The organism is Phytohabitans sp. LZ39, from assembly GCF_059359075.1.
The window spans coordinates 213,163-236,481 of sequence record NZ_JCADBM010000002.1 but is presented as its reverse complement, the minus strand read 5'-3'; the positions used below and the strand labels follow the sequence as shown (position 1 = coordinate 236,481).

Below are 23,319 nucleotides of genomic sequence, written 5' to 3'. Positions count from 1 at the left end.
ATGGATGGGTCAGGAGCGGGTAGCCCCTGACCCACCACCTCAGACTTCCTCGACGCTGCTTGGCTCACGCCGAGACAGGTCGATGCCCAACTCCTCCGCGGCCCGGAAGACCTCGTCGTCGGTCTCCCGCATCTCCAGCGCCACGCCGTCGCTGCTCAGCACCTCGACGTTGAGGCACAGCGACTGGAGCTCCTTGAGGAGCACCTTGAAGGACTCCGGGATGCCGGGCTCGGGGATGTTTTCGCCCTTGACGATGGCCTCGTAGACCTTCACGCGGCCGAGCACGTCGTCGGACTTGATCGTGAGCAGCTCCTGGAGGGCGTAGGCAGCGCCGTACGCCTGCATCGCCCAGCACTCCATCTCACCGAAGCGCTGACCACCGAACTGCGCCTTACCACCCAGCGGCTGCTGCGTGATCATCGAGTACGGACCGGTCGAACGCGCGTGGATCTTGTCGTCGACCAGGTGGTTGAGCTTCAGGATGTAGATGTAGCCGACCGCGATCGGGTCCGGCAGCGGCTCACCCGAGCGGCCGTCGAACAGCTGGGCCTTGCCCGAGCCGCCGACGAGCTGGGTGCCGTCGCGGTTGGGCAGCGAGCTGGCCAGCAGGCCGCTGATCTCCGCCTCCTTGGCGCCGTCGAAGACCGGCGTCGCCACGTTGGTGTCCGGCTCCGACGTGTCGGCACCGATCGACTTGAGCGCCCGCTTCCAATCGGCGTCTTCGCCGTCGATCTTCCAGCCGGTCTTGGCCACCCACCCGAGGTGGGTCTCCAGGACCTGGCCGATGTTCATCCGGCTCGGCACACCCAGCGGGTTGAGCACGATGTCGACCGGCGTGCCGTCCTCCAGGAACGGCATGTCCTCGACCGGCAGGATCTTGGAGATGACGCCCTTGTTGCCGTGGCGGCCCGCGAGCTTGTCACCGTCCTGGATCTTGCGCTTCTGGGCCACGTAGACGCGGACCAGCTCGTTGACGCCCGGGGGCAGCTCGTCGCCGTCCTCGCGGGAGAAGGTGCGAACGCCGATGACCGTGCCGGTCTCGCCGTGCGGCACCTTCAGCGAGGTGTCCCGGACCTCGCGCGCCTTCTCGCCGAAGATCGCGCGGAGCAGCCGCTCCTCGGGGGTCAGCTCGGTCTCGCCCTTGGGCGTGACCTTGCCGACCAGGATGTCGCCGGGCACGACCTCCGCGCCGATCCGGATGATGCCGCGCTCGTCGAGGTCGGCGAGCATTTCCTCGCTGACGTTCGGGATGTCGCGGGTGATCTCTTCCGGACCCAGCTTGGTGTCGCGGGCGTCGACCTCGTGCTCCTCGATGTGGATCGAGGTGAGCACGTCCTGCTGCACGAGGCGCTGCGACAGGATGATCGCGTCCTCGTAGTTGTGACCCTCCCAGGGCATGAACGCGACGAGCAGGTTGCGCCCGAGCGCCATCTCGCCCTCGTCGGTGCACGGACCGTCGGCGATGACCTGGCCGGCCTCGACGCGGTCGCCCTCGAAGACGACCGGCTTCTGGTTGACGCAGGAGCCGGCGTTGGAGCGGCGGAACTTGTGCAGCAGGTAGGTGCGGCGGTGGCCGTCGTCCTGGTGGACCGTCACGTAGTCGGCACACAGGTCCTCGACCACGCCACCGACCTCGGCGACGACGACGTCACCGGCGTCGACGGCGGCCCGGTACTCCATGCCCGTGCCGACCAGCGGCGACTCGGCCTTGACCAGCGGCACGGCCTGGCGCTGCATGTTGGCGCCCATCAGTGCCCGGTTGGCGTCGTCGTGCTCGAGGAACGGGATCATGGCGGTCGCGACCGACACCATCTGGCGCGGCGAGACGTCCATGTAGTCCACCGCGGCCGGCGTGACGTAGTCGACCTCGCCGCCCTTCCGGCGGACCAGCACCCGGTCTTCGGCGAAGGTGCCGTCGGACTTGAGCGGGGCGTTGGCCTGGGCCTTGACGAACCGGTCCTCTTCGTCCGCCGTCAGGTAGTCGATCTGGTCGGTGACCCGGCCGTTGTCGACCTTCCGGTAGGGCGTCTCGATGAACCCGAACGGGTTGACCCGCCCGAACGTGGAGAGCGCGCCGATCAGGCCGATGTTGGGCCCTTCCGGCGTCTCGATCGGGCACATCCGGCCGTAGTGGGACGGGTGCACGTCACGGACCTCGAAGCCGGCCCGCTCACGGGACAGACCACCGGGGCCCAGCGCCGAGAGGCGCCGGCGGTGGGTCAGACCCGCCAGGGGGTTGGTCTGGTCCATGAACTGGGACAGCTGCGACGTGCCGAAGAACTCCTTGATCGCCGCCACGACCGGACGGATGTTGATCAGGGTCTGCGGCGTGATCGCCTCGACGTCCTGCGTGGTCATCCGCTCGCGGACGACCCGCTCCATCCGGGACAGGCCGACCCGGACCTGGTTTTGGATCAGCTCGCCCACCGTGCGCAGGCGCCGGTTGCCGAAGTGGTCGATGTCGTCGGCCTCGTACCCCTCCTCGCCGGCGTGCAGGCGGCAGAGGTACTCGACCGTGGCGACGATGTCTTCGACGGTCAGCGTGCCCGTGGTGATCGGGATGCCGATCTCGAGCTTCTTGTTGAACTTGTATCGCCCGACCTTGGCCACGTCATACCGCTTCGAGTTGAAGAAGAGGTTGTCGAGCAAGGTCTGGGCGTTTTCCCGCGTCGGCGGCTCACCAGGCCGCAGCTTGCGGTAGATGTCCAACAACGCCTCGTCCTGGCCGGCGATGTGGTCCTTTTCCAAGGTCGTCATCATCAGCTCGGACCAGCCGAACCGCTCGCGGATCTGCTCATTGGTCCAACCGATGGCCTTGAGCAGGACCGTGACGGCCTGGCGGCGCTTGCGGTCGATGCGGACACCCACGGTGTCGCGCTTGTCGATGTCGAACTCCAGCCAGGCACCCCGGCTCGGGATCACCTTGACGCTGGATAGATCGCGGTCGGACGTCTTGTCCGGCTGCTTGTCGAAGTAGACGCCCGGGGAACGGACGAGCTGACTGACGACCACGCGCTCGGTGCCGTTGATGATGAAGGTGCCCTTGGGGGTCATCATCGGGAAGTCGCCCATGAACACCGTCTGGCTCTTGATCTCGCCAGTGGTGTTGTTGGTGAACTCCGCGGTCACGAAGAGCGGTGCGCAGTACGTCAGGTCCTTCTCCTTGCACTCTTCGATCGAGGCCTTGACCTCGTCGAAGCGGGGGGCGGAGAAGGAAAGGGACATGGTGCCCGAGAAGTCCTCAATTGGACTAATCTCGTCGAGAATTTCCGCGAGACCTGAGCGGGCGTGCGGGTCATCAGCCGACCGGCCCTGCCAGGCCTCGTTGCCAACCAGCCAGTCGAACGACTCGGTCTGGATAGCGAGGAGGTTGGGGACCTCAAGATGTTCGGTGATCCTGCCGAATGAAATCCGGCGGGGAGCGAAAGCGCTCGACGTACGACTGGTCTTCGCAGGGCGGGAAGCTGCCAAGATGCGTCCTTCCGAGGACCGGTGCTGCAAAACGGCCGTTGCGCGCGCACCCCGACTGGACCCGATCCGGACGGCCAGTTTCGGACAATCCGGGCAGGGCTGAAGTCGGAAGGCAGCGCAAACTAGCAGTGTAGCCGAACGGCTAACCGCTGTCCAGCCCACCATGGCAGCGCGACGCGGAACGCACCTCGTGGCACCTCAAGGCGCCTCCAGGCCGCTCAGAACGCGGCACGCGTGCCCGGTGCCGACTGGTCAACTGCGCTGGTGATCACGCCATTGGCGGACCATCGTCGCCTTACCCAGCCGGTGGCCGTTGCAAGCGCGGAAAGACTTGCTGATGTCAGCGTGCCTGCCAGCAAACGCTGCGTCAAGGGTTCTGGCGCGGGTCGGACTGGCGTGATCGGCGCCACGCCCGAATTTCTACTCCGGATGCATGAAGAAGGCTCCCCGTCACCACCTTTTCGGGTAACGGGGAGCCCACTGGAGAGCTTGCGCGAGATTACTTGAGGGTTACCTTCGCGCCCTCGGCCTCGAGCTTGGCCTTGGCCTTGTCGGCGGTCTCCTTGTTGGCCTTCTCCAGGATCGCCTTCGGCGCGGCCTCGACCACGTCCTTGGCCTCCTTCAGGCCCAGGCCGGTCAGCTCGCGCACGACCTTGATGACCTGGATCTTCTTGCCACCGTCGGCCTCGAGGATGACGTCGAACTCGTCCTTCTCCTCCTCGACCGGGGCGGCAGCGGCGGCCGGGCCGGCCGCGGCGACGGCCACGGGTGCGGCGGCCTTGACGTCGAACACGTCCTCGAACTGCTTAACGAAGTCCGACAGCTCGATCAGCGTCATCTCCTTGAACGCGTCGAGCAGCTCGTCGGTGCTGAGCTTCGCCATGGTGTCTGGCGTCCTTCCTTGGGTTTGTTTGCGTCGGGCCGCGGTTAGGCGGCCTGTTCCTTCTCGCGCTTGTCCTGTAGAGCGGCCGCCAGACGGGCGGTCTTGGTCAGCGGGGCCTGGAGCACGGCCGCGGCCTTGCTCAGGTTCGCCTTCATGGCGCCGGCCAGCTTGGCCAGCAGCACCTCACGGGACTCGAGGTCGGCGAGCTTCTTGACCTCGTCGGCCGAGATCGCCCTGCCCTCGAACACGCCGCCCTTGATGATCAGAGCCGGGTTGGCCTTCGCGAACTCGCGCAGGCCCTTCGCCGCCTCCACCACATCGCCGGAGACGAAAGTGAGCGCGGTAGGACCGGAGAACAGCTCGTCGAGGCCGCTGATGCCCGCGTCCGTCGCAGCACGCTTGGCCAGGGTGTTCTTCGCGACCGAGTACGTCGCGGTCTGGCCCAGCGAGCGCCGCAGCTGGGTGAGCTGCGCGACCGTGAGGCCGCGGTACTCGGTCAGCACGGTCGCCTCCGCCTTGCGGAAGTGCTCGGTGAGCTCGGCGACGGCCGTGGCCTTGTCGGCCCGAACCGGCTTGTCCGCCATGTCCCTCCTCTCGTTGCGCCTGGCTGGTACGCCCGGGTCCGGACAACAAAAACGCCCCGGCGCAGGGCGCACGGGGCGGGACATGAGTCACGCTTGCTCGCACATCGCCCTGCGCGGGTCGCCCGTCGAACGGGACCTTCGACCGCGCCGGAGCGCGGTGACCAGCGGTCTTCGGGTGGTACTTCGCCGGCAAGAATACGCGGTGGTGCCACTCCCGCCAAATCGGGAACGGCGCGCTCCCCGACCGGGAAGCGCGCCGCCTTGGTGCTTGGAGGTCAGGCGTCGGCCGTGGCCTCGGTGAGGCCGCGGGTCACGTTGGGGTCGATCGGCACGCCGGGACCCATCGTGGTGGTGACGGTGACCTTCTTCAGGTACTTGCCCTTGGCCGCCGACGGCTTGGCCCGGAGGATCTCGTCGAGCACGGCGGCGTAGTTTTCCACCAGCTTCTGCTCGGTGAACGAGGCCTTCCCGATGATCAGGTGCAGGTTGGAGTGCTTGTCCACCCGGAAGGTGATCTTCCCGCCCTTGATGTCGGTGACGGCCTTGGTGACATCCATGGTCACGGTGCCCGTCTTGGGGTTGGGCATCAGACCGCGCGGGCCCAGGATCCGCGCGATCCGACCGATCTTGGCCATCTGGTCCGGCGTGGCGATCGCCGCGTCGAAGTCCAGCCAACCTTCCTGAATGCGGGCGACCAGCTCGTCGGTGCCCACCTCGTCGGCGCCGGCGGCCGCGGCCTCCTCCGCCTTGGCACCCGCGGCGAAGACGATCACGCGAACCGTCTTGCCGGTGCCGTGCGGCAGGTTGACCGTGCCACGCACCATCTGGTCGGCCTTGCGGGGGTCGACGCCGAGGCGCATCGCGACCTCGACCGTGGCGTCGAACTTGACCGTGCTGCCCTCCTTGGCGAGCTTGATCGCCTCGGCGGGTGTGTACAGCTTCGACCGGTCGATGAGGTCGAGAGCCTTGCGGTAGCTCTTGCTGTGCGGCATGTCTGCTGATTTCTCCTGTGGTCTCGGCGGGCCCACGCGGACCCTCCCACGAATGCTGTGCTTGCCCCTTACGGGTGCATTACTCCTTGACGGTGATGCCCATGGAGCGGGCGGTGCCGGCGATGATCCGCTCGGCGTGGTCGAGGTCGTTGGCGTTGAGGTCGGCCATCTTCTTCTCGGCGATCTCGCGCAGCTGGGCGCGGGTGACCGAGCCGACCTTCTCGGTGTGTGGCGTGCCGGAACCCTTCGGCACACCGGCCGCCTTGATCAGCAGGCGCGCGGCGGGCGGGGTCTTCAGCACGAACGTGAAGCTGCGGTCCTCGTACACGCTGATCTCAGCCGGGACGATGTCGCCCCGCTGCGACTCGGTCTGCGCGTTGTACGACTTGCAGAACTCCATGATGTTGACGCCGTGCTGGCCCAGCGCCGGACCGACCGGCGGCGCCGGCGTGGCCTGGCCCGCCGGCAACTGGAGCGTGAACGTCTTGACGAGCTTTTTCTTCGGAGGCATGGCTCTTTCCTGGGCGTGGTGATGACGTGGATGACGGCCGGTGGGCGCGCACGGTCAAGCGCAGCCGACAGGCCGACGTTCAAGAATAGCGCGCGGGCCAGGGCGGGGCGCGCGGGGCATGGCGGCCCCGCGCAGCGACCGAGTTAGATCTTCGCGACCTGGTTGAAGTTGAGCTCCACCGGAGTCTCCCGGCCGAAGATCGACACCAGCACCTTGAGCTTTTGCTGGTCGGCGTTGATCTCGCTGATCGTCGCCGGCAGCGAAGCGAAGGCGCCGTCGGTGACGGTCACGGAGTCGCCAACCTCGAAGTCAAGCACCTTGACCTCCGGCTTGGCCTTCTTCTGCTCGGTCTCGACCGCCGGCGCCAGCCACTTGAGCACCTCGTCGAGCGACAGCGGCGCGGGCCGGTCGGCCCGGTCGGTGGCGCCGACGAAGCCGGTCACGCCCGGCGTGTTGCGCACACAGGAGTAGGACTCCGGGGTCAGCTCCATCCGCACCAGGATGTAGCCGGGGAAGACCTTGTTTTGCACCTGGAGGCGCTTGCCGTTTTTGACCTCGACCTCTTCGCGGGTCGGCACCTCGACCTGGAAGATGTAGTCCTCCATGTCGAGGCTCGTGATCCGGGTCTCGAGGTTGGTCTTGACCTTGTTTTCGTAGCCGGCGTAGGAGTGCACCACGTACCAGTCGCCGGGTGCGTAGCGCAGCTTCTGCCGCAGCTCGGCCACCGGGTCGTAGTCGCCGTCCGGTTCGGCGACCGGTGTGTACTCCGGCTCGCTGTCGGCCTCGACCGCCTCCGGCTCGGCGGCGGTCGCCACCGCGGACTGCTCGTCGGCCGCCGCAGCGGTCTCGTCGTACTCAGGCACGCTCGCTCACTTCCGTCTTTGTCTATTCCTGGTTGCCGAAGACGAACAACACGCCCTTGGCGAACCCGTAGTCGAGCCCGGCCACGATCGCCAGCATGAACGCGACGAACACAACCACGACCGCGGTGTACGTCAACAGCTCCTTGCGGGTCGGCCAGATGACCTTGCGCAGCTCGGCGACGACCTCGCGGAAGAACCCGATGAGCCGGCCGAAGATCCCCGCCCGGGCGACCTTCTTCGCCTTCGGCTTGTCGGCGGCGGACTCGGTCTTGCGGCGCTCGCGAGTGGCCGTGCCGCCGCGCGAGACCGGCTGGTCTTCGTCGTCCTCAGCGTCAGCGTCATCGTCGACAGCGTCGTCGAACGACTCGTCGAGGTCATCGAGGTCGTCGTCTTCCGGCTCTTCGCCGCGGCGCTTGCTCTCGGCCACTTCGCCCTCCGTGGGGGGTGGGTTTGACACTTTGCCCCACCGATCCCGGCGACGGGCCGTGGCCAGCAGAGCCGGCGGGACCCGTCCCGGGGCCGGTCAGGCCTTAGGCGCAGGGGCGACAGGACTCGAACCTGCAACCTGCGGTTTTGGAGACCGCTGCGCTGCCAATTGCGCCACACCCCTGTGTAGGCAGCGATCCCACCCTAGGCACGCCCAAGGTAGGGGTAGCTACCCCACGGCGCACCAGTGTACGGGTACGCCCCTGAGATTCCCAACCTGGGACCCGTCTACGCGCGCTGACGCCTGACGATCGCCCGAGCCTGGGAAAGCACCTTCTCGCCGTGGCAGGTCGCGGTGACGTCGATCTGGGTGAGCCCGTCTTCGGTCTCGCCCTTGACCACGCCCCGAAACTCGATCTCCGTGCCCTCGTCGTCGTCGGGCACCGGCACCGGCCGGCTGAAGCGCACGCTGAAGTCGACCACGGCGTCGGCCGCGCCGGCCCAGGTGGTGACCGCCCGGCCGGCCAGCGCCATCGTGAGCATGCCGTGGGCGATCACGCCGGGCAGGCCCACCTTGGTGGCGAGGCGGTCGCTCCAGTGGATCACGTTGAAGTCGCCCGAGGCGCCCGCGTACCGCACGAGGTCGGCGCGGGTCACCCGGTAGGTCTGGACAGGCAGCTCTTCCATGTCAGCCCTCCCCACGCACGACGAGCTTGGACCAGACGCTCACCACCGGCTCGCCGGCCGAGGTGCTCACGTCGGTGCGTGTCGTCATGAAGTCGTGGCCACCGCGGGACATGATCTCCTCGACGGTGTTGACACAGACCAGCTCGTCGCCGGCGACGACCGGCCGCTTGTACGCGAAACGCTGGTCACCGTGCACGACCCGGCTGTAGTCGACGCCAAGCTCCGGGTCGTCGACGATCTGGCGGCTGGCCGCCATGGTGAGGACGATCGGAAACGTGGCAGGCGCGACGACATCCGCGTATCCGGAGGCACGTGCGGCCTCCGGATCGAGGTGCAGCGGGTCGGTCGCGCCGATAGCCTTCGCGAACTCGCGGATCTTTTCCCGGCCAACCTGGTAGGGAGCGGTCGGCGGATATGTCCGGCCGACGAAGGACTGGTCCAGAGGCATGCAGCGAACCTACCGCCCGTGCGACCTCTGGCGGCAGTGCGTCAGCGGGTCTCGCGGTGCGCGGTGTGCTTGCCGCAACGGGGGCAGAACTTCTTCAGCTCGATGCGGTCCGGGTCGTTGCGGCGGTTCTTACGCGTGATGTAGTTGCGCTCCTTGCACTCCACACACGCCATAGTGATCTTGGGACGGACGTCGGTCGCCTTGGCCACGGCGGAGTGCCTTCCTCGTCAACTGGTTCTTCGCGGATTACCGGCGCACAGACTACCCGGACACGCGAAGCGGACGCCAGTGGCGTCCGTTACGTGCGTAGCGGTGGCCGGACTTGAACCGGCGACACAGCGATTATGAGCCGCTTGCTCTGCCATCTGAGCTACACCGCCGAGGTGGGTCCAGGATGACCCGCTGAGCCCCCTTACGGAATCGAACCGTAGACCTTCTCCTTACCATGGAGACGCTCTGCCGACTGAGCTAAGGGGGCGCGTGCGCCTGGGTAAGAGTACACGTCACGCTTCCCCAGACGAAATCGGGATAGCCGTGTCGGCTCAGGTCACAGCGCGCAGGCGGCGCACCTCGCCGAGGGGCGTCGGCTCGGTCTCGGTGCGGGCGCCAAACCAGGCTTCCAGCCGCTCGTACGGCAGTGGGCGACTGAAAAGGAAGCCCTGGCCGATCTCGCAGCCCATCTCCTTGAGCAGGTCGAGCGTCAGCTCGCTCTCCACGCCCTCGGCCACCACCGTCAGCCCGAACTGGAGCGACAGCGCCACCACCGCGCGCACGATCGCAAGGTCGCCGGCATCGGTCGCCATGCCCTGCACGAACGAGCGGTCGATCTTTACCTCGTGGACGGGCAGCCGGCGCAGGTAGGACAGCGACGAGTAGCCGGTGCCGAAGTCGTCGACCGACAGCCGCACCCCGAGCTCGCGCAGCCGCCGCAGCGTCGGCAGCGGCCGGTCGGTCGGCCCGATGACGCCGTCTTCCTTGATCTCGAAGGTGACCTGCCCGGGCGCCACACCGTACTCCCGGAGCAGCGCCTCCACGCGGTTGGGGAAAGCGGGGTCGACGAGCGTACGCGGGGAGAGGTTGACCGCCACGGACAGCGGACGGTCGGCGTCGGCCCACTCGCGGCAGCGCCGCAGCCCTTCCTTCAGCACGGCCTCGGTGAGCCGGCCGAGCTGGCCGGTGTGCTCTGCCACCGCCACGAAGTCTTCCGGCGTGACCGCGCCGTGCGCCGGGTGCTCCCACCGGGCGAGGCACTCCACGCCGACCAGCCGCCGGTCGGTCAGTGTCACCTTGGGCTGGAAGTAGACCTCCAGCTCGTCGTTGTCGAGGGCGCGGCGCAGGTCGCCGGCAAGCTCGAGGCGGCGCACCGACCGCGACTCGAGGCCCGCGCTGAAAAGCTGCGCCCCACCCGGCACCGACTTCGCGACGGTGGCGGCGACGTCGGCCCGTTGCAGCAGTGTCGCGGGGTCGGTCCCATGATCCGGATGTACGACCACGCCGACCGCCGTGTCGACGTCGAGCGTGATCGTGCCGAACATGATCGGGTCGCGGATCTGCTCGCGCAGGTCGAGCGCGAGCTGGGCGGCCGCCTCGATGCTCTCCGACCGGAACGTCACCACGAACTCGTCACCGCCGACCCGCCCCACCAGCGCCGCGGGCGGTGCGAACGCGCGCAGCCGGCGGGCCACCTCGGCGAGCAGCTTGTCGCCGGCGGCGTGGCCGAGCGACTCGTTGACGTCGCGCAGCCGGTCGACGTCGAAGAGCAGCACCGCGACCACCTCGCCGGGCGCCCGGACGATGACCGACTCCTCCAGCGCCTCGGTGATCCGCCGCCGGTTGGCCAGCGCGGTGAGGCCGTCGTGGTACGCGTCGTAGCGCAGCCGGTCGACAAGCCGCGAGTTTTCCACCGCGACCGAGACGTGCACGGCGACGGCCTCCAGCAGCCGCACGTCGCCGTCGTCGAAGGTCGCCGAGTCGGCGAGGCGCCCGGTGACCTCCAGGCAGCCGACCGTCGCCTGCCCGGAACGGAGCGGCACGGCGATCGCGTCTTTTCGCATGCCGGACGCCAACAGGCGCCGGCGCAGCTCCGGGTCGCCGAGCTTTCGGCTGACAGCCACGGTCTCACCCGATTCGACCGCCTTTTTCCGCAGGTCGTCTGGTGTGCCCACGACGTCGAGCAGGCCGGAGTCGTCGACCCGGGCGCTGAGCAGCACCTCCGGGTGTCGCCCCTGCGCCGGCAGCCACAGCGTCGCGCACTCCGCCTCGAGCAGCTCGCGCACCCGGCCGAGCAGGACATCGGGCAGGGCACCGTCGTCGACGATGCCGCGCAGTGCCGCGGTCAGCTCGTACATGCTGGTGAGCGTGCGGTGCTGGCGGACGAACTGCTGGTAGGACCGGTAGCCGAGGACGAAGACGACGAAGACGGCGGCGATGAGGAGCATGCCCCACGGGCTTTGCTGGAGCACCAGCAGGACGACAAGGCCGAGAGTGATGTTGATGCTGGCGACGACAAGGCCGGGCACTGCGGTGCGCACCAGGTCGCGGGGCGAGGTGCGGCCCTGCACGAGAGTGATGACGCCGGCCACCGCGGCGAGCGTGACCAGCACGCTGGTGGCGACGGCCGCGATCAGGACGAGCCACGTCAGCGGGTCGGGCTCAGGCCCCACCGGCCCCCAGCCACGTACGACGACGCTGGCGAAGGCGGTGGCCGCCGCGATGGTCGCCACGTTGAACCAGAGCTTTACCGGCGACTGCTGCCGGCGCACCGCCACGATCAGGGTCGCGGCCGCCCGCACGAGCACGACGGTGACCGGTGACAGATAGAACAGCGCCAGGACCAGCGGCACCTCGCTCAACGACACCTGAAATACGTGTCGCCGGAGGTCAAAGCGGAGGATCGTCCAGTCGGTCGCGATGAACAGGCCCAGGTAGAGCAGCGCCAAGAGCCAACCCGACGGGGGAACCTTCTGCCCGGCCTGCGCCGCCATGGTCAACACGGCCGCGATCAGGAACAGCGGCACTGTGATGACCCAGGCAAGCTGGGATGAACGCGGAAGAGCGACAGACGGCCGGGGCACAGGCACTCCTTGTGACTAGTGGTGCCTGCTCATGGCCGGCACCAGCATCGTCAGCCCCAGGTGAAATCCCGCTGCAACTGCACAGCGGTAGGCGAGGACACATCGCTGGCCGTCCCTGGGCGGGCGACCCCCCAGGTGAAGTCCGTCTCGGTGCGGGCCATCCCCCACGTGAAGTCCTGCGTGGAGAAGCCCTCGTCTCCCGACGAGACTGCCGCGAACACGCCCGTAACCCCAGCGATGGCGAAGGCGGCGCCGAACAGCGCAACCAGGACGCATCGCCTGAGTCGGCGACCGAACCTGCCTTCAGGCATCAGGGCTCCTTTGCCGGTACACAAGCATCTTTCAGGGGTTACCGCTGATCGTGCCACACGGACCGCCCCTGACACATCCTGATCGGCGGCTTAGAACCACAGTGCGCGAAAAAGATGTCTGAACGGCTGACCGGAAGCTTAGCGGAGCTTTAGGAGCCCTCGTCTCCGTGCAAGATTTCACCAGCCGGCCGGCCCTCATCGCCCCCACAGATGGCTGAGAAAGGGGCGATTTTCCCGACTTGGTCGCGGACTCGCCGATCGCTTTGTGTGGGATTTGTGGGCTATGACACTCCGCCGCCTTTGTCCGTACTTGCCAGACCCTTCCCCTTCGCGTCACCTCGCCCTACCTTGCACGCCACCCCCGCACGTCACACGCGCGGCCCCCTGGCTGATCTTGCGTATGAGCGGGACCCAGCCGGTCCGGGCTTCCCACACCGGCGCTTGCATATGCGCACTCGCTCGGCTTTATCAAACCCTATGTGGTGACTCATGAGTAAGCAACGACAATCGTCAACATATTCTGTGGCGGCACAGTTCTGGCGCGACGACATACGCGGGTGTAACGCGAATCCACTTCCTAATTCGCCAGTCAACGGCGCCAGTCACGACGCAATCCCAAACTCGCCCGCCGCTTCGCGGACGCGATTTTGCCCCAATCAACCCGAATGGCCGATGACCTCATCCACCCAACGCACGACACCTCCTCCACCAAACCGCCGACAATCGATCAACACCGGCCACAGCCCATGCCGGGAAGCCATACCACCAGTCAGAGCCTGACCCAGGCGAGCGCACGTGGCCATCTCCGCACGCCCAAGCACGTCGCGGACGATCTGGCCCGCGTGACCCGTCGCTAACGACTCCGGACCCTGGTTTGTCCGATCAGGGACTTGGCGACTGAGCGATCGCACTTGCATCGGGCAGAGGTGCTTGCATCTTCAAACCGGACGATGCAAGGTTCGTCGAGTTTTTTTTACATCGAGGGTCAGACCCACCGTCGTCAGCACCGCCGTCAGGGCCCCGGTGACGCACAGCATCAAGATCTGAAACGGCGTCGGTGTCCCATCGAGCCCAGCCGAGCCCGCGGCCACGGCGTTCGAGGAGGCGAGGGCGATAACCGTCGCCCTCGCCCCAACGTGACGCCGAGATGACATAGAGCCATGCTTCCATGCCGTGTCCACAGTGGCTGTCATCCGAGTGCGCCTCCGATCCAGTCGTTGGCGCCGCCAAGTGCTCGCCCACGACACGCCATGGGGCGCATAGGAGGAGCTGGATCTATTTGGCTCCCGACAAAGATCGGCCCCGGCCAGCGTTCAGGCTGGTCCGGGGCCGATTTTCCCTAGGTGTGGCGGGTAGAGGATTCGAACCTCTGTAGCTTTCGCGACGGATTTACAGTCCGCTCCCATTGGCCGCTCGGGCAACCCGCCTAGGGCGCGCCGCCACGGTCTCCGCGGCAGCGGAAGCAAGGATAGCTGTTGCGGTGGGCGGTCTCGCAACCGGGTACGGTCGGGGGGTCACTGGCCCCGGAACATCTTCATATCGCAACAAAGCAGGAGCATGACCTATGGCAGCCAACCCGTCGTTCGACATCGTCAGCAAGGTCGACCGGCAGGAGGTCGACAACGCCCTCCGGCAGGCGGAGAAGGAGCTCACCACGCGCTTCGACTTCCGCGGCACGGGCGCACAGATCTCCTGGTCGGGCGAGGAAGCGGTCAGTCTCCAGGCGGAGACGGAGGATCGGGTCCGGGCGGCGCTCGAGGTGTTCAAGGACAAGCTGGTCAAGCGCAACATCTCGCTCAAGGCGCTGGACGCCGGTGAGCCGCGGACGTCGGGGAAGACGTCGAGGATCGACTGCAAGATCGTCCAGGGCATCGACCAGGAGAAGGCCAAGGCGATCGGCAAGAAGATCCGCGACGAGGGGCCCAAGGGCGTGCAGGCGCAGATCCAGGGTGACCAGCTGCGGGTCACGGGCAAGAAGAAGGACGACCTTCAGGCCGTGATCAGCCTGCTCAAGTCCGAGGACTTCGGGATCGCCCTCCAGTTCACGAACTACCGCTGACCGTCGCGGCCGCGAGCGTCTGGTTGATCCGGGCTGTCGCGCGGGCGTCGGCACGGGCGATCGAGCCGGATGGCAGGCCGGCCACCACGGCCGCCACACCCACCGCCGCGCCGGCGAAGAGGAACGCCCACGGTACGCCGCCGGGCTGGTCGACGATCAGCCCGGACACCGAGCCACCGACGGCGGTGAACGCCACGGCGACGGTGATGACCCAGGTGTAGGCCTCGTTCAGCATGGTCACCGGGGCGATGCGGCCCACCATGTTGTTTTCGACGGTGAGGGCCGGCGCGATCGTGGCGCCGCCGGCGAACAGGGCGACGCCGAGCGCGATCGGGTGGGGCATGACGGCGTACAGCGCGAACGTCGCCGCCAGCGCCGCCAGCAGCAGCGCGAACTGCCTCGCCGGGTTGCGCGCCGCCGGTCGGGTGCCGAACCAGAAGCCGCCGGCGGCGCTGCCCAGCGCCCAGACCGCTAGCAGCAGTCCGCCCAGGCTGTCGCCGTCGCTGTGGCGGCTGGCATACGCGGGCACGATCACGCCGGCCGCGCCGAACGCCGTGCCCAGGCCGGCCACGCACACCAGCAGCGCCGGAAAGCCGCTGATCCGCAGCGGTCCAAGGCCGCGGGTGTGCTGCTCGGCGGGGTGCGGGCGCCAGCCGCGCATGACGGCGCCGCGGGCGACGACGACCGTGCCGCCCAGTGTGAGGACGGCCGCGCCGACGATGGCCGCCGACGGGTTGGCGAAGAGCACGAAGCCGGCGACCAGCAACGGCCCGATCACGAAGACGAGCTCGAAGAGGGTGGTCTCGGCGGCCAGCGCCGCGCCACGGATGTGGTGGCGGCCGCCGCCGGGCTCGGTGAGATCGTTCCAGGCGCCGCGGATGGCGGCGGTCAGCGGCGGGTACGTGGCGCCGGCCACCGCCGAGGCCACGAAGATCACCGGCAGCGCGTCGATCCGGCTGGCCAGCAGCAGCGCGCCGAGCGCGACGGGGTGTGCGATGCCGGTCAGCAGCAGCACTGGCGAGGGGCCGATCCGGTCGGCGACGCGGCCCGCCACGGGGCTCAGCGCGGCGCCGGCCACCGCGTAGATGCCGCCGGCGATGGCGGCCGGTGTGTACCGGTCGGTGGCCTGCTGCACGAGGAGCAGCAGCGCCAGCGGGGTCATGCCGATGCCCAGCCGGGCGATGATGCCGACCACCAGGAGGACGGGAGCGCCGGGGAGCCGCCAAACCGCCGAGTACTGGCGCAGCGCGGCCACGACGCACCTCCCCGTGTAATGACCGACAGACCCCTCCGACCCTAACCAAGGTCCCCCTGGGTGGCCACATGAATACGGGCCCGGGGTGTGCCCCCGGGCCCGTGAACCGCGTTACCTGTTATCGCTGGAACTGGACCGGACCGGAGTTGGCGGCCATCTGCTCCAGGCGGCGCACCCGCTCGGCCATCGGCGGGTGGGTGGAGAACAGCGACGCGATGCCGCCGCCCTTGAACGGGTTGTCGATCATGAGGTGCGCGGTGCTGGTGAGCTGGCCCTCCGGCGGGAGAGGCAGCTTCTGCGCACCGTAGTGGATCTTGCGGAGCGCCGAGGCGAGCGCCAGCGGGTCGTTGGTCAGCCGGGCGCCGGAGGCGTCGGCCTGGTATTCGCGGCTGCGGCTGATCGCCAGCTGGATGACCGAGGCCGCGATCGGGCCGAGGATCACCATCAGCAGCAGGACCGCCGGGTTGACACCATCGTCGTCGTCCCCGCCGCCCAGCGGCAGGAACAGCGCGATGTTGGCGACGAACGTGATGATGGTCGCGAGCGCGCCGGCCACGCTGGAGATCAGGATGTCCCGGTTGTACACGTGGGACAGCTCGTGGCCGATGACGCCGCGCAGCTCGCGGTAGTCGAGGATCTGGGTGATGCCCTGCGTCACGGCGACCGCCGCGTGGCGGGGGTTACGGCCGGTGGCGAAGGCGTTGGGCTGCATCGTGGGGCTCACGTAGAGCCGGGGCATCGGCTGACCCGCCTGGGTCGAGAGCTCGCGCACCATCTGGTACAGCGCGGGGAACTCCGCCTCGCTCACCGGCTTGGCCCGCATCGACCGCAGCGCGATCTTGTCGGACAAGAAGTAGCTGACGGCGTTGATGCCCAGCGCGATGATCACCGCGATGACCAGGCCGCCGCTGCCGCCGAACCAGTAGCCGAGAGCCAGGACGATGCCGGATAGCAGGCCGAGCAGAGCGGCCGTCTTGAGACCGTTCCATTGCCTGTGCACGATCACTCACTCCTTTAGGACCCGGGACCGCGTACGGGGCCCGGCACCAGGCATAACAACCTGATGCCCCTCCCATCATCCGCGCATTCCTGTGACCTTGCTGAGTGTCTGCCCAGCTCACGCCAGGTCAAGCACCACCTGGGGAGCGAAACCGACCACCACGATGGCGAGCGTCACAACGCCCAGTGCGGCCGCCACCGCCCACGGGATCCGCGCCCGGGTGCCCTCGGCCGGCACCGGCCCGTAGAGGACCGCCGCGACGCGGACGTAGTAGGCGAGGCCGATCACCGCGTTGAGCGCGACCACGACCGCCAGCCAGCCGGCCCCGCCGTCGAGCAGCGACCGCACCACCACGACCTTGGCGAAGAGCCCGGCCAGGCCCGGGGGCAGGCCGGCGAGGCCGACCAGCGCGAGCACCAGGGCCGCACCCACCCACGGATGGGTACGCGCCGCGCCGCGGTAGTCGGCGATCTGGCCGCCGTCGTCGCCCGGTCGCAGCGCCACCACCGCGCCGAAGGCGGCGAGTTCGAGGAGTACGTAGAAGACGGTGTACGCCACGGTGGCCGCGACCGCCACCGACAACGCCTCGTCGGTGCGGCCGTCCGCCAGCATGAACGCGCCCAGCGGCGCCAGGATGTAACCCGCCTGGGCCACGGACGACCAGGCGAGCAGGCGCACCATCCGGGTCTGCCGGAGCGCGACGAGGTTGCCGACCGTCATGGTGAGGACGGCCAGTACGGCGAGTGCCGGCCCGGCCAGGTCGAGGGCGGGGCGCAGGCCGTCGACGACCGCGTACAGGATCGCGACCACCCCGCCAAGCTTGGAGGCGGTGGAGAGGTAGGCGGCGATCGGGACGGGAGCGCCGTCGTAGGCCGCCGGCGCCCACGCGTGGAACGGCACCGCGGCAACCTTGAACGCCAGCCCGGCCAGCACCAGCACCACCGCCGCGCCGGTGAGCGGGAGGTCGGGCAGGCCGGTGGCGAGCGTGGCGAGGTGGACCCGGCCGCTCACCGCGTACAGCAGGGCGGCGCCGAGCAGGGTCACCGCGGTGGCGACCACGCTGACCACGAAGAACGTGACCGCGCCCTCGGCGCTCTCCACGGTGCGGCGGCGGAGGCCGACCAGCACGTACAGGGGAAGGGTCAGCGTCTCCAGCGCCACGATCAGCGTGATCAGGTCGCCGGCCGAGCCGAGCGCGACGCCGCCGGTCATCGAGCAGGCGAGCAGGAAGGCGTACTCCCCCGGCGGCACGTCCCTGGTGGCCGCGGACAGGGCGATCACGCCGAGCGTCAGCAGCGCGAAGAGGGCGGCGACCAGGGCGGAACGGTCGTTCGCGACGAACGAGCAGGCATCGGGCACGCAGAAGGTCTGCCGGTCGTCGCCCAGCCCCACGCCGATCGCGGCCGCCGCGGTGGCGAGCGCACCGAGCGCGGCCACCGCGAGCACCGCGGCGCGGCGGGCCAGGATCAGGTCGGTCAGCAGCACGAGTACCGCGGTGCCGGCGGCGAGGTAGGCCGGCAGCAGGGCGACGTGGTCGACGGACTGGGTCACGACCGCACCGCCTCGACGAGCGCGCCGACCGGGTCGCCGGCCATGCCGAGCACCAGCGCGGGCAGCAGGCCGACGACGAGCGCGAGCAGCACGAGCGGCGCCCAGGCGGCCACCTCGGCGCGGGCCAGGCCGGGCGGATCGAGCGCGCCGACCGCCGGTCCGTGGGTGACCCGGCGCAGCAGGCGCAGGAAGTACGCGGCGGTGAGCGCGCCGCCCACGGCGGCTACCGCGGCCAGCGTGGTCCAGAGTGGACCGCCCTTGTCCAGCGACGCCACGACCGCGAACGCCTCGCCCCAGAAACCGGCCAGGCCGGGCAGCCCGAGCGAGGCGATGGCGGCGAAGGCCAGGATGCCGGCCAGCCACGGTGACTGCTCGCGCAGCCCGCCGAGCTGGGCAAGCTCGCCGGTGTGCGCCCGCTCCTTGATCGCCCCGGCGAGGAAGAAGAGCAGGCCGGTGATCACGCCGTGCGCGACGTTGCCGATCAGCGCGGCCTGGATGCCGGTGGTGGTGAGCGTGGCGATGCCGAGCAGCACGAAGCCCATGTGGCCGACGCTGGAGTACGCGATCAGCCGCTTGATCTCGGTCTGTGCCAGACACACCAGTGAACCCACCACGATCGCGGCCACCGCCAGGATGCCCAACGCCGGTGCGGCCCACCGCGCGCCCTCCGGCGCCACGCCGACCGCGACCCGGATGAGGCCGTAGGTGCCCATCTTCAGCAGCACGCCGGCCAGGATCACGCTGCCGACCGTGGGCGCCTGGGTATGCGCGTCGGGCAGCCAGGTGTGCAGCGGCCACAGTGGACTCTTCACGGCGAACGCGATCGCCAGCAGGACGAACGCCGCGATCTGGGTGCCCCGTGACAGCTCGCCTCCGCCGGTGAGCGCCACGATGTCCGCGGTGCCCGCCGACACCACGACGGTGAAGACGCCGACCAGCAGCAGGACCGAGCCGAAGAGGGTGTACAGCACGAACTTGCGCGCGGCATGCGCCCGGTCGTCGCCGCCCCAGACGGCGATCACCGCGTACATCGGCAGGAGCACGACCTCGAAGAAGACGAAGAAGAGCACAAGGTCGAGCGCCAGGAACGTGCCGAGGATGCCTACCTCGATCACGAGCAGCAGTGCCACCAGCGTGTGCCCCCGCCCGGGTGCCGGCGCCCGCCACAGTGTGAACGCGCAGCAGAGCAGCGTGAGCAGGGCGGTGAGCACCACCAGGGGGTACGAGACGCCGTCGACGCCCAGGTGGAAGCGCAGGTCGAGGCCGGGCACCCAGCTGAGGTCGACCTCGTGCCAGGGGCGGACGGCCGCCGGGCCGTAGGAGAACCAGGAGTCGCGGTAGAGCGGGACGCTCAGCACCAGCGCCACGGCGGCCGCGACCGTGCCCGCCGCCTGCCCGGCCCGGCTCGGCAGGAACGCGGCCAGCAGCGCGCCGGCGGCCGGTATCGCCAACACCGCGACAAGCAGCCACCTCACAGGATCACCCCCAGGGCGGCGAGCAGTACGGCGGCGGCGAGCACCGCGGTGGCCGCGCGGGGCAGGCCGGTGCGGTGTGCCATGGCCAGGCGCCGGCCGAGACTCACGGCACCGCGGCCGGTGCCTTCCACGGCACCGTCGACCCCTGCCTCGTCGGCGAGTCGAAGTCCGCGAGCGGCGAACCGCACCGGGCGTACCAGAAGGAAATGCTGGACCTCGTCGAGCCAGAAGGCGCGGGCGAAGGCCGGGACGGTCGGCAGGCCGCGCCAACCCAGGATGGCGCCGGCGGCGAGCAGCGCTACGGGGAGCAGGATCCAGGCGTCGAAATGGGCCTCTTCGAGGCCGAGCGCCGCGCGGAAAGCCGGCCAGAAGATCGCCAGGCCGAGGAGGGCGCTGGGGATGGCGAGGAGGGCGACCGGCCAGCGCATGAGCGGCGGCGCCTCGTGGCCGTGCGTGGTGGCGGCGCCGAAGAAGACGCCGCGCAGCAGGCGGGCGGCGTAGAGCGCGGTGATCGCCACGCCGGCCAGCGCGGCCAGCCACACCAGCCAGCCCACCCACTCCGGGGCGGCGCCGTGCGGGTGGTGGGCGGCGTTGATGATGCCTTCCTTGCTCCAGAAGCCGGCGAGCGGCGGCAGGCCGGCCAGCGCGCCCAGCCCGATCGCGAAGGACCAGAACGTCACCGGCATCTCCCGGCGCAGGCCGCCCATCCGGGACATCAGGTTGCTGCCGACGGCGTGGATCACGCAGCCGGCGGCGAGGAAGAGCAGTGCCTTGAACGCGGCGTGGGTGAGCAGGTGGAACAGCGCGGCGGAGGTCGAGCCGACCGCGAGCGCGCCGGCCATGTAGCCGATCTGGGAGACGGTGGACCAGGCGAGCACGCGTTTGATGTCGTCTTGCGCGGTGGCGGTGAGCGCGCCGAGCAGCAGCGTGATGGCCGCCATCACGCCCAGGACGGCCAGGGCGGCGCCGGTGAACAGCGGATAGAGCCTTGTCACGACGTAGATGCCGGCCGCCACCATGGTCGCGGCATGGATGAGCGCGGAGATCGGCGTGGGGCCGGCCATCGCGTCGGGCAGCCAGGTGTGCAGCGGGAACTGCGCGCTCTTGCCCGCCACGCCGGCGAGCAGCAGCAGGCCGGCGACGGTCAGTGTGGTGGCGCTGTAGTCGTGGGCGAGCACGCCTTCTATGCGGAACGTGCCGGCGCCGATGCCGAGCACCGCGATGCCGAGCAAGAAGCCGACGTCGCCGACGCGCGTGACGATGAAGGCTTTCACCGCGGCGGCGGGCGCCTCGGGGAGGCGGCGGTCGTGGCCGATGAGGAGGTAGGAGCAGATGCCCATCACCTCCCAGCCGACCAGCAACATGATCAGGTCGCCGGCCACGACGACCAGCAGCATGGCGGCGGTGAAGAGGCTGACCTGGGCGGCGTAGGGCGGGTAGCGGTCGTCGTCGGCGAGGTAGGTGATCGAGTAGACCTGGACGGCGAGGGCGACGACGCCGACCGCGATGGCGACGAGGATGGCCGGCTGGTCGACGCGCGCGCCGAAGGTGACGGTGAGGTCGCCGATCTCGAGCCACGTCGCGCTTTTGTCCGATTTGTCGAGCAGTGCCGCGATGACCAGCGCGCCAGCCGCGCCGACGACGGCGACCGTGGCGGCCGCCTTGCGGGCTCTCAACGGCAGCAGGAGGCCGATGAGCGCGGCGGCGAAGGGTACGGCCGGGAGGAGCACCCCCGGGATCACGCGTCGACCCTTTCCAGCGGCACCTCGTCGACGGCCACGCTCGCACGCAGCCGGTAGAGCTGGAGCACGATCGCCAGCCCCACCCCCACCTCGGCGGCGGCGATCACGATGACGAAGAGGGCGAAGACCTGCCCGGTCTGCGGCAGCGCGGCCCGCACGGTGGTGTCGGCGGTGACGAGGATCAGGTTGACCGCGTTGAGCATGATCTCGACGGACATCAGCAGCAGGACCGCGTTGCGGCGGCGCAGGACGCCGTAGACACCGATGCCGAACAGGAGAGCCGCGGTGACGTAGGGGATCACAGGCCTCATCGATCAGCCCCAATGTCTGGCCGCGACACCACGATCGCTCCCACCAGCGCCGCCAGCAGCAGCACCGACAGCACCTCGAAGGGAAGCACCCACGAGCCGAAGATCTCGCTGCCGAGCCGCTCGGCCGTGCCCGCCTCGGGCAGGTCCACAGTGGTCCACCGGAACGCGTCGATCAGCAGCGCGGCGAGGCCCAGCCCCGCGCCGCCGCCCACCAGCACGGCCGGCCAGCCGGGGCGGTCGAGGTCGTCGGAGGCGCCGATCGGCGCGCGGGTCAGCATCACCGCGAAGAGCAGCAACACCACGACCGCGCCCACGTAGATCAGCACCTGCACCCAGGCCACCAGCTCGGCGGTGAGCACCAGGTAGAGGCCGGCCATCGCACCGAGGCAGACGACGAGGTAGAGGCCGGCGCGCACGAGGTGCTTGGTGGTGACGACGAGCAAGGCCGAGCCCACCGCCACGGCCCCCAGCCCCAGCAGCAGCACGTCGGCCGCCGTCACGTCTGTGCCTTCTTGGCCGCGGCGCTCTCTTCCTTGCTCGGCTCGCCGTTGGGGTCGTGGACGGCCGGCGGCGGCACCGTGGCCATCCACTCACCCAGCCGCTCCTTGTCGTGCAGGAGGTCACGGATGTCGTACTCGGCGTACTCGAACTCGGGCGTCCAGTAGAGCGCGTCGAAGGGGCAGGCTTCGATGCAGATCCCGCAGTACATGCACAGCGAGAAGTCAATGTCGAAGCGGTCGAGCACGTTGCGCTGGCGGGCCCTGGCCGCGCCGGGCACGACCACCTCTTCCTTGTGCGAGTCGATGTAGATGCACCAGTCGGGGCACTCGCGGGCGCACAGCATGCAGACCGTGCAGTTTTCCTCCAGCAGCGCGATCACCCCGCGCGAGCGCGGTGGGAGATCGGGCGCCACATCCGGGTACTGCTGCGTGTGCGACCGGCGGGTCATCGTCTTGAGGGTGACGGCCAGCCCCTTCGCCAGCCCCTCGCCAGGCACGCCCATGCCGCATATCCTGCCCCGTCAGCCGCTGGGGCGCGAGCACCACGCTTCTTCTGCTTTTCTGGCTCCACCGGCGGGGCCGCAGCTGACCACCAAGCTCACGCGCGGGGGGCTTGCCCCGCGGACGTGGCAGCGGAGGTCGGGGATCTCGGCGAGCGCGAGCGAGCCGCCGACCTCCGCGGTCTCCGGCGGGAGCAGCGGTCTCCAGCTGACGCGGACCCGGGACATCGAATTAGGCGGAGCAGCGCGGGAGATCAGGCCTCCGGTGAGGTGGCGCTGCCGGGTGGGGTGAACTCGACGCCGAGCTGCTGGAGCACCTGGAAGAGCTCGTTGACGCTCCAGACGTCGCTGATCTTGCCCTCGCCGTCGAACCGGAGGAACGTGGCGCCCGAGTAGCTGACCACCTGGCCGGTGGGTGGCACCGGGCCGAACTGGCCGATCTGGGTGCCGGCCGCGCGCCAGTGGATGGCCGCGCGCTCGCCGTCCACGAGCAGATCGACGATCTTGTAGCGCAGGTCGGGGAATGCCGCCCGGCGGTCGCGGTGCCAGGCCAGCACGCCATCCGGGCCGCTCTCGCCGAGCCCGGGGCAGTCAGAGGCAATCAGGTCGTACGCCGTTTCCTCACGGCTGCCATTCCACACATCGGTCACGAAGCTGCGTGTCGCGGTGTCCACAT

At 69.2% G+C, this 23,319-nt stretch carries 21 protein-coding genes, 4 tRNA genes and 1 pseudogene; 1 reads left to right on the top strand and 25 read right to left on the bottom strand.

What is annotated here, in order from left to right; all coding sequences use genetic code 11:
• Window positions 1-39: 39 nt before the first annotated feature.
• The 16 genes from rpoB to AC5L36_RS04620 form a co-directional block, all read right to left on the bottom strand.
• Window positions 40-3,471 (bottom strand): DNA-directed RNA polymerase subunit beta, encoded by a 3,432-nt coding sequence (gene rpoB / locus AC5L36_RS04695; protein WP_441214108.1) that lies wholly within the window; start codon window positions 3,469-3,471, stop codon window positions 40-42.
• Between the two features lie 499 nt (window positions 3,472-3,970).
• Entirely contained in the window at window positions 3,971-4,354 is a 384-nt protein-coding gene (rplL, locus tag AC5L36_RS04690) for a 50S ribosomal protein L7/L12 (RefSeq protein WP_441214107.1), read from the bottom strand.
• A 44-nt stretch (window positions 4,355-4,398) separates the two neighbouring features.
• Window positions 4,399-4,938, bottom strand: a complete 540-nt coding sequence (rplJ, locus tag AC5L36_RS04685) for a 50S ribosomal protein L10 (protein ID WP_441214106.1) — start codon at window positions 4,936-4,938, stop codon at window positions 4,399-4,401.
• A gap of 275 nt (window positions 4,939-5,213) precedes the next feature.
• Entirely contained in the window at window positions 5,214-5,930 is a 717-nt protein-coding gene (gene rplA, locus AC5L36_RS04680; protein ID WP_441214105.1) for a 50S ribosomal protein L1, read from the bottom strand.
• Between the two features lie 79 nt (window positions 5,931-6,009).
• Complete coding sequence (gene rplK, locus AC5L36_RS04675) at window positions 6,010-6,441, bottom strand: 50S ribosomal protein L11 (RefSeq protein ID WP_441214104.1); 432 nt, start codon at window positions 6,439-6,441, stop codon at window positions 6,010-6,012.
• A 143-nt stretch (window positions 6,442-6,584) separates the two neighbouring features.
• On the bottom strand, window positions 6,585-7,304 hold the full coding sequence (nusG, locus tag AC5L36_RS04670; protein WP_441214103.1) for a transcription termination/antitermination protein NusG: 720 nt from the start codon (window positions 7,302-7,304) through the stop codon (window positions 6,585-6,587).
• 22 nt (window positions 7,305-7,326) lie between these two features.
• Complete coding sequence (gene secE / locus AC5L36_RS04665) at window positions 7,327-7,731, bottom strand: preprotein translocase subunit SecE (protein WP_441214102.1); 405 nt, start codon at window positions 7,729-7,731, stop codon at window positions 7,327-7,329.
• Window positions 7,732-7,841: 110 nt separating this feature from the next.
• A tRNA-Trp gene (locus AC5L36_RS04660) sits at window positions 7,842-7,914 on the bottom strand.
• Window positions 7,915-8,018: 104 nt separating this feature from the next.
• Window positions 8,019-8,417, bottom strand: coding sequence for a MaoC family dehydratase (locus tag AC5L36_RS04655; RefSeq protein ID WP_441214101.1), 399 nt, complete (start codon window positions 8,415-8,417; stop codon window positions 8,019-8,021).
• Between the two features lies 1 nt (window position 8,418).
• Entirely contained in the window at window positions 8,419-8,865 is a 447-nt protein-coding gene (locus AC5L36_RS04650; protein WP_441214100.1) for a MaoC family dehydratase N-terminal domain-containing protein, read from the bottom strand.
• A 41-nt stretch (window positions 8,866-8,906) separates the two neighbouring features.
• Window positions 8,907-9,074, bottom strand: coding sequence for a 50S ribosomal protein L33 (gene rpmG, locus AC5L36_RS04645; RefSeq protein WP_167925014.1), 168 nt, complete (start codon window positions 9,072-9,074; stop codon window positions 8,907-8,909).
• A 98-nt stretch (window positions 9,075-9,172) separates the two neighbouring features.
• Window positions 9,173-9,245: transfer RNA gene (locus AC5L36_RS04640), tRNA-Met, on the bottom strand.
• 25 nt (window positions 9,246-9,270) lie between these two features.
• Window positions 9,271-9,343, bottom strand: a tRNA-Thr gene (locus AC5L36_RS04635).
• Between the two features lie 64 nt (window positions 9,344-9,407).
• Window positions 9,408-11,945, bottom strand: a complete 2,538-nt coding sequence (locus AC5L36_RS04630) for a putative bifunctional diguanylate cyclase/phosphodiesterase (RefSeq protein WP_441214099.1) — start codon at window positions 11,943-11,945, stop codon at window positions 9,408-9,410.
• 44 nt (window positions 11,946-11,989) lie between these two features.
• Window positions 11,990-12,160 (bottom strand): hypothetical protein, encoded by a 171-nt coding sequence (locus AC5L36_RS04625; RefSeq protein WP_441214098.1) that lies wholly within the window; start codon window positions 12,158-12,160, stop codon window positions 11,990-11,992.
• A 1,436-nt stretch (window positions 12,161-13,596) separates the two neighbouring features.
• Window positions 13,597-13,677, bottom strand: a tRNA-Tyr gene (locus tag AC5L36_RS04620).
• Between the two features lie 137 nt (window positions 13,678-13,814).
• Here AC5L36_RS04620 and AC5L36_RS04615 point away from each other — a divergent pair.
• Window positions 13,815-14,309 carry a YajQ family cyclic di-GMP-binding protein gene (locus AC5L36_RS04615; RefSeq protein WP_441214097.1) on the top strand — a complete coding sequence of 165 codons (495 nt, stop codon included), beginning with the start codon at window positions 13,815-13,817 and terminating at the stop codon, window positions 14,307-14,309.
• Here AC5L36_RS04615 and AC5L36_RS04610 read toward each other — a convergent pair.
• The 9 genes and pseudogenes from AC5L36_RS04610 to AC5L36_RS04570 all read right to left on the bottom strand — a co-directional run bounded on the left by AC5L36_RS04610 (window position 14,293) and on the right by AC5L36_RS04570 (window position 23,317).
• Window positions 14,293-15,564 carry an MFS transporter gene (locus tag AC5L36_RS04610; RefSeq protein WP_441214096.1) on the bottom strand — a complete coding sequence of 424 codons (1,272 nt, stop codon included), beginning with the start codon at window positions 15,562-15,564 and terminating at the stop codon, window positions 14,293-14,295. The genes AC5L36_RS04615 and AC5L36_RS04610 overlap by 17 nt on opposite strands.
• Window positions 15,565-15,682: 118 nt before the next feature.
• On the bottom strand, window positions 15,683-16,564 hold the full coding sequence (htpX, locus tag AC5L36_RS04605; RefSeq protein WP_441214095.1) for a zinc metalloprotease HtpX: 882 nt from the start codon (window positions 16,562-16,564) through the stop codon (window positions 15,683-15,685).
• A 117-nt stretch (window positions 16,565-16,681) separates the two neighbouring features.
• Window positions 16,682-18,115, bottom strand: coding sequence for an NADH-quinone oxidoreductase subunit N (locus AC5L36_RS04600; RefSeq protein ID WP_441214094.1), 1,434 nt, complete (start codon window positions 18,113-18,115; stop codon window positions 16,682-16,684).
• Complete coding sequence (locus tag AC5L36_RS04595) at window positions 18,112-19,590, bottom strand: complex I subunit 4 family protein (protein WP_441214093.1); 1,479 nt, start codon at window positions 19,588-19,590, stop codon at window positions 18,112-18,114. Before AC5L36_RS04595 ends, AC5L36_RS04600 begins: the two co-directional genes overlap by 4 nt.
• Window positions 19,587-21,332, bottom strand: a complete 1,746-nt coding sequence (locus AC5L36_RS04590; protein ID WP_441214092.1) for an NADH-quinone oxidoreductase subunit 5 family protein — start codon at window positions 21,330-21,332, stop codon at window positions 19,587-19,589. Before AC5L36_RS04590 ends, AC5L36_RS04595 begins: the two co-directional genes overlap by 4 nt.
• Window positions 21,329-21,643: an NADH-quinone oxidoreductase subunit NuoK gene (gene nuoK / locus AC5L36_RS04585; protein ID WP_441214091.1), complete on the bottom strand. Its 315-nt coding sequence runs from the start codon at window positions 21,641-21,643 to the stop codon at window positions 21,329-21,331. Before nuoK ends, AC5L36_RS04590 begins: the two co-directional genes overlap by 4 nt.
• On the bottom strand, window positions 21,640-22,143 hold the full coding sequence (locus tag AC5L36_RS04580; RefSeq protein WP_441214090.1) for an NADH-quinone oxidoreductase subunit J family protein: 504 nt from the start codon (window positions 22,141-22,143) through the stop codon (window positions 21,640-21,642). The genes nuoK and AC5L36_RS04580 overlap by 4 nt, the downstream gene beginning before the upstream one ends.
• Before the next feature lie 5 nt (window positions 22,144-22,148).
• Window positions 22,149-22,646: pseudogene (locus AC5L36_RS04575) on the bottom strand (NuoI/complex I 23 kDa subunit family protein); the annotation flags it as partial.
• 251 nt (window positions 22,647-22,897) lie between these two features.
• Complete coding sequence (locus tag AC5L36_RS04570; protein WP_441214089.1) at window positions 22,898-23,317, bottom strand: ester cyclase; 420 nt, start codon at window positions 23,315-23,317, stop codon at window positions 22,898-22,900.
• Between the last annotated feature and the right edge of the window lie 2 nt (window positions 23,318-23,319).

What these genes read in the sequence shown, in the direction of transcription:
- rplL (WP_441214107.1), bottom strand. Translation starts at nt 4,354, where the DNA reads ATGGCGAAGCTCAGCACCGACGAGCTGCTCGACGCGTTCAAGGAGATG.
- rplJ (WP_441214106.1), bottom strand. Translation starts at nt 4,938, where the DNA reads ATGGCGGACAAGCCGGTTCGGGCCGACAAGGCCACGGCCGTCGCCGAG.
- rplA (WP_441214105.1), bottom strand. Translation starts at nt 5,930, where the DNA reads ATGCCGCACAGCAAGAGCTACCGCAAGGCTCTCGACCTCATCGACCGG.
- rplK (WP_441214104.1), bottom strand. Translation starts at nt 6,441, where the DNA reads ATGCCTCCGAAGAAAAAGCTCGTCAAGACGTTCACGCTCCAGTTGCCG.
- AC5L36_RS04655 (WP_441214101.1), bottom strand. Translation starts at nt 8,417, where the DNA reads ATGGAAGAGCTGCCTGTCCAGACCTACCGGGTGACCCGCGCCGACCTC.
- AC5L36_RS04650 (WP_441214100.1), bottom strand. Translation starts at nt 8,865, where the DNA reads ATGCCTCTGGACCAGTCCTTCGTCGGCCGGACATATCCGCCGACCGCT.
- AC5L36_RS04615 (WP_441214097.1), top strand. Translation starts at nt 13,815, where the DNA reads ATGGCAGCCAACCCGTCGTTCGACATCGTCAGCAAGGTCGACCGGCAG.
- nuoK (WP_441214091.1), bottom strand. Translation starts at nt 21,643, where the DNA reads ATGAGGCCTGTGATCCCCTACGTCACCGCGGCTCTCCTGTTCGGCATC.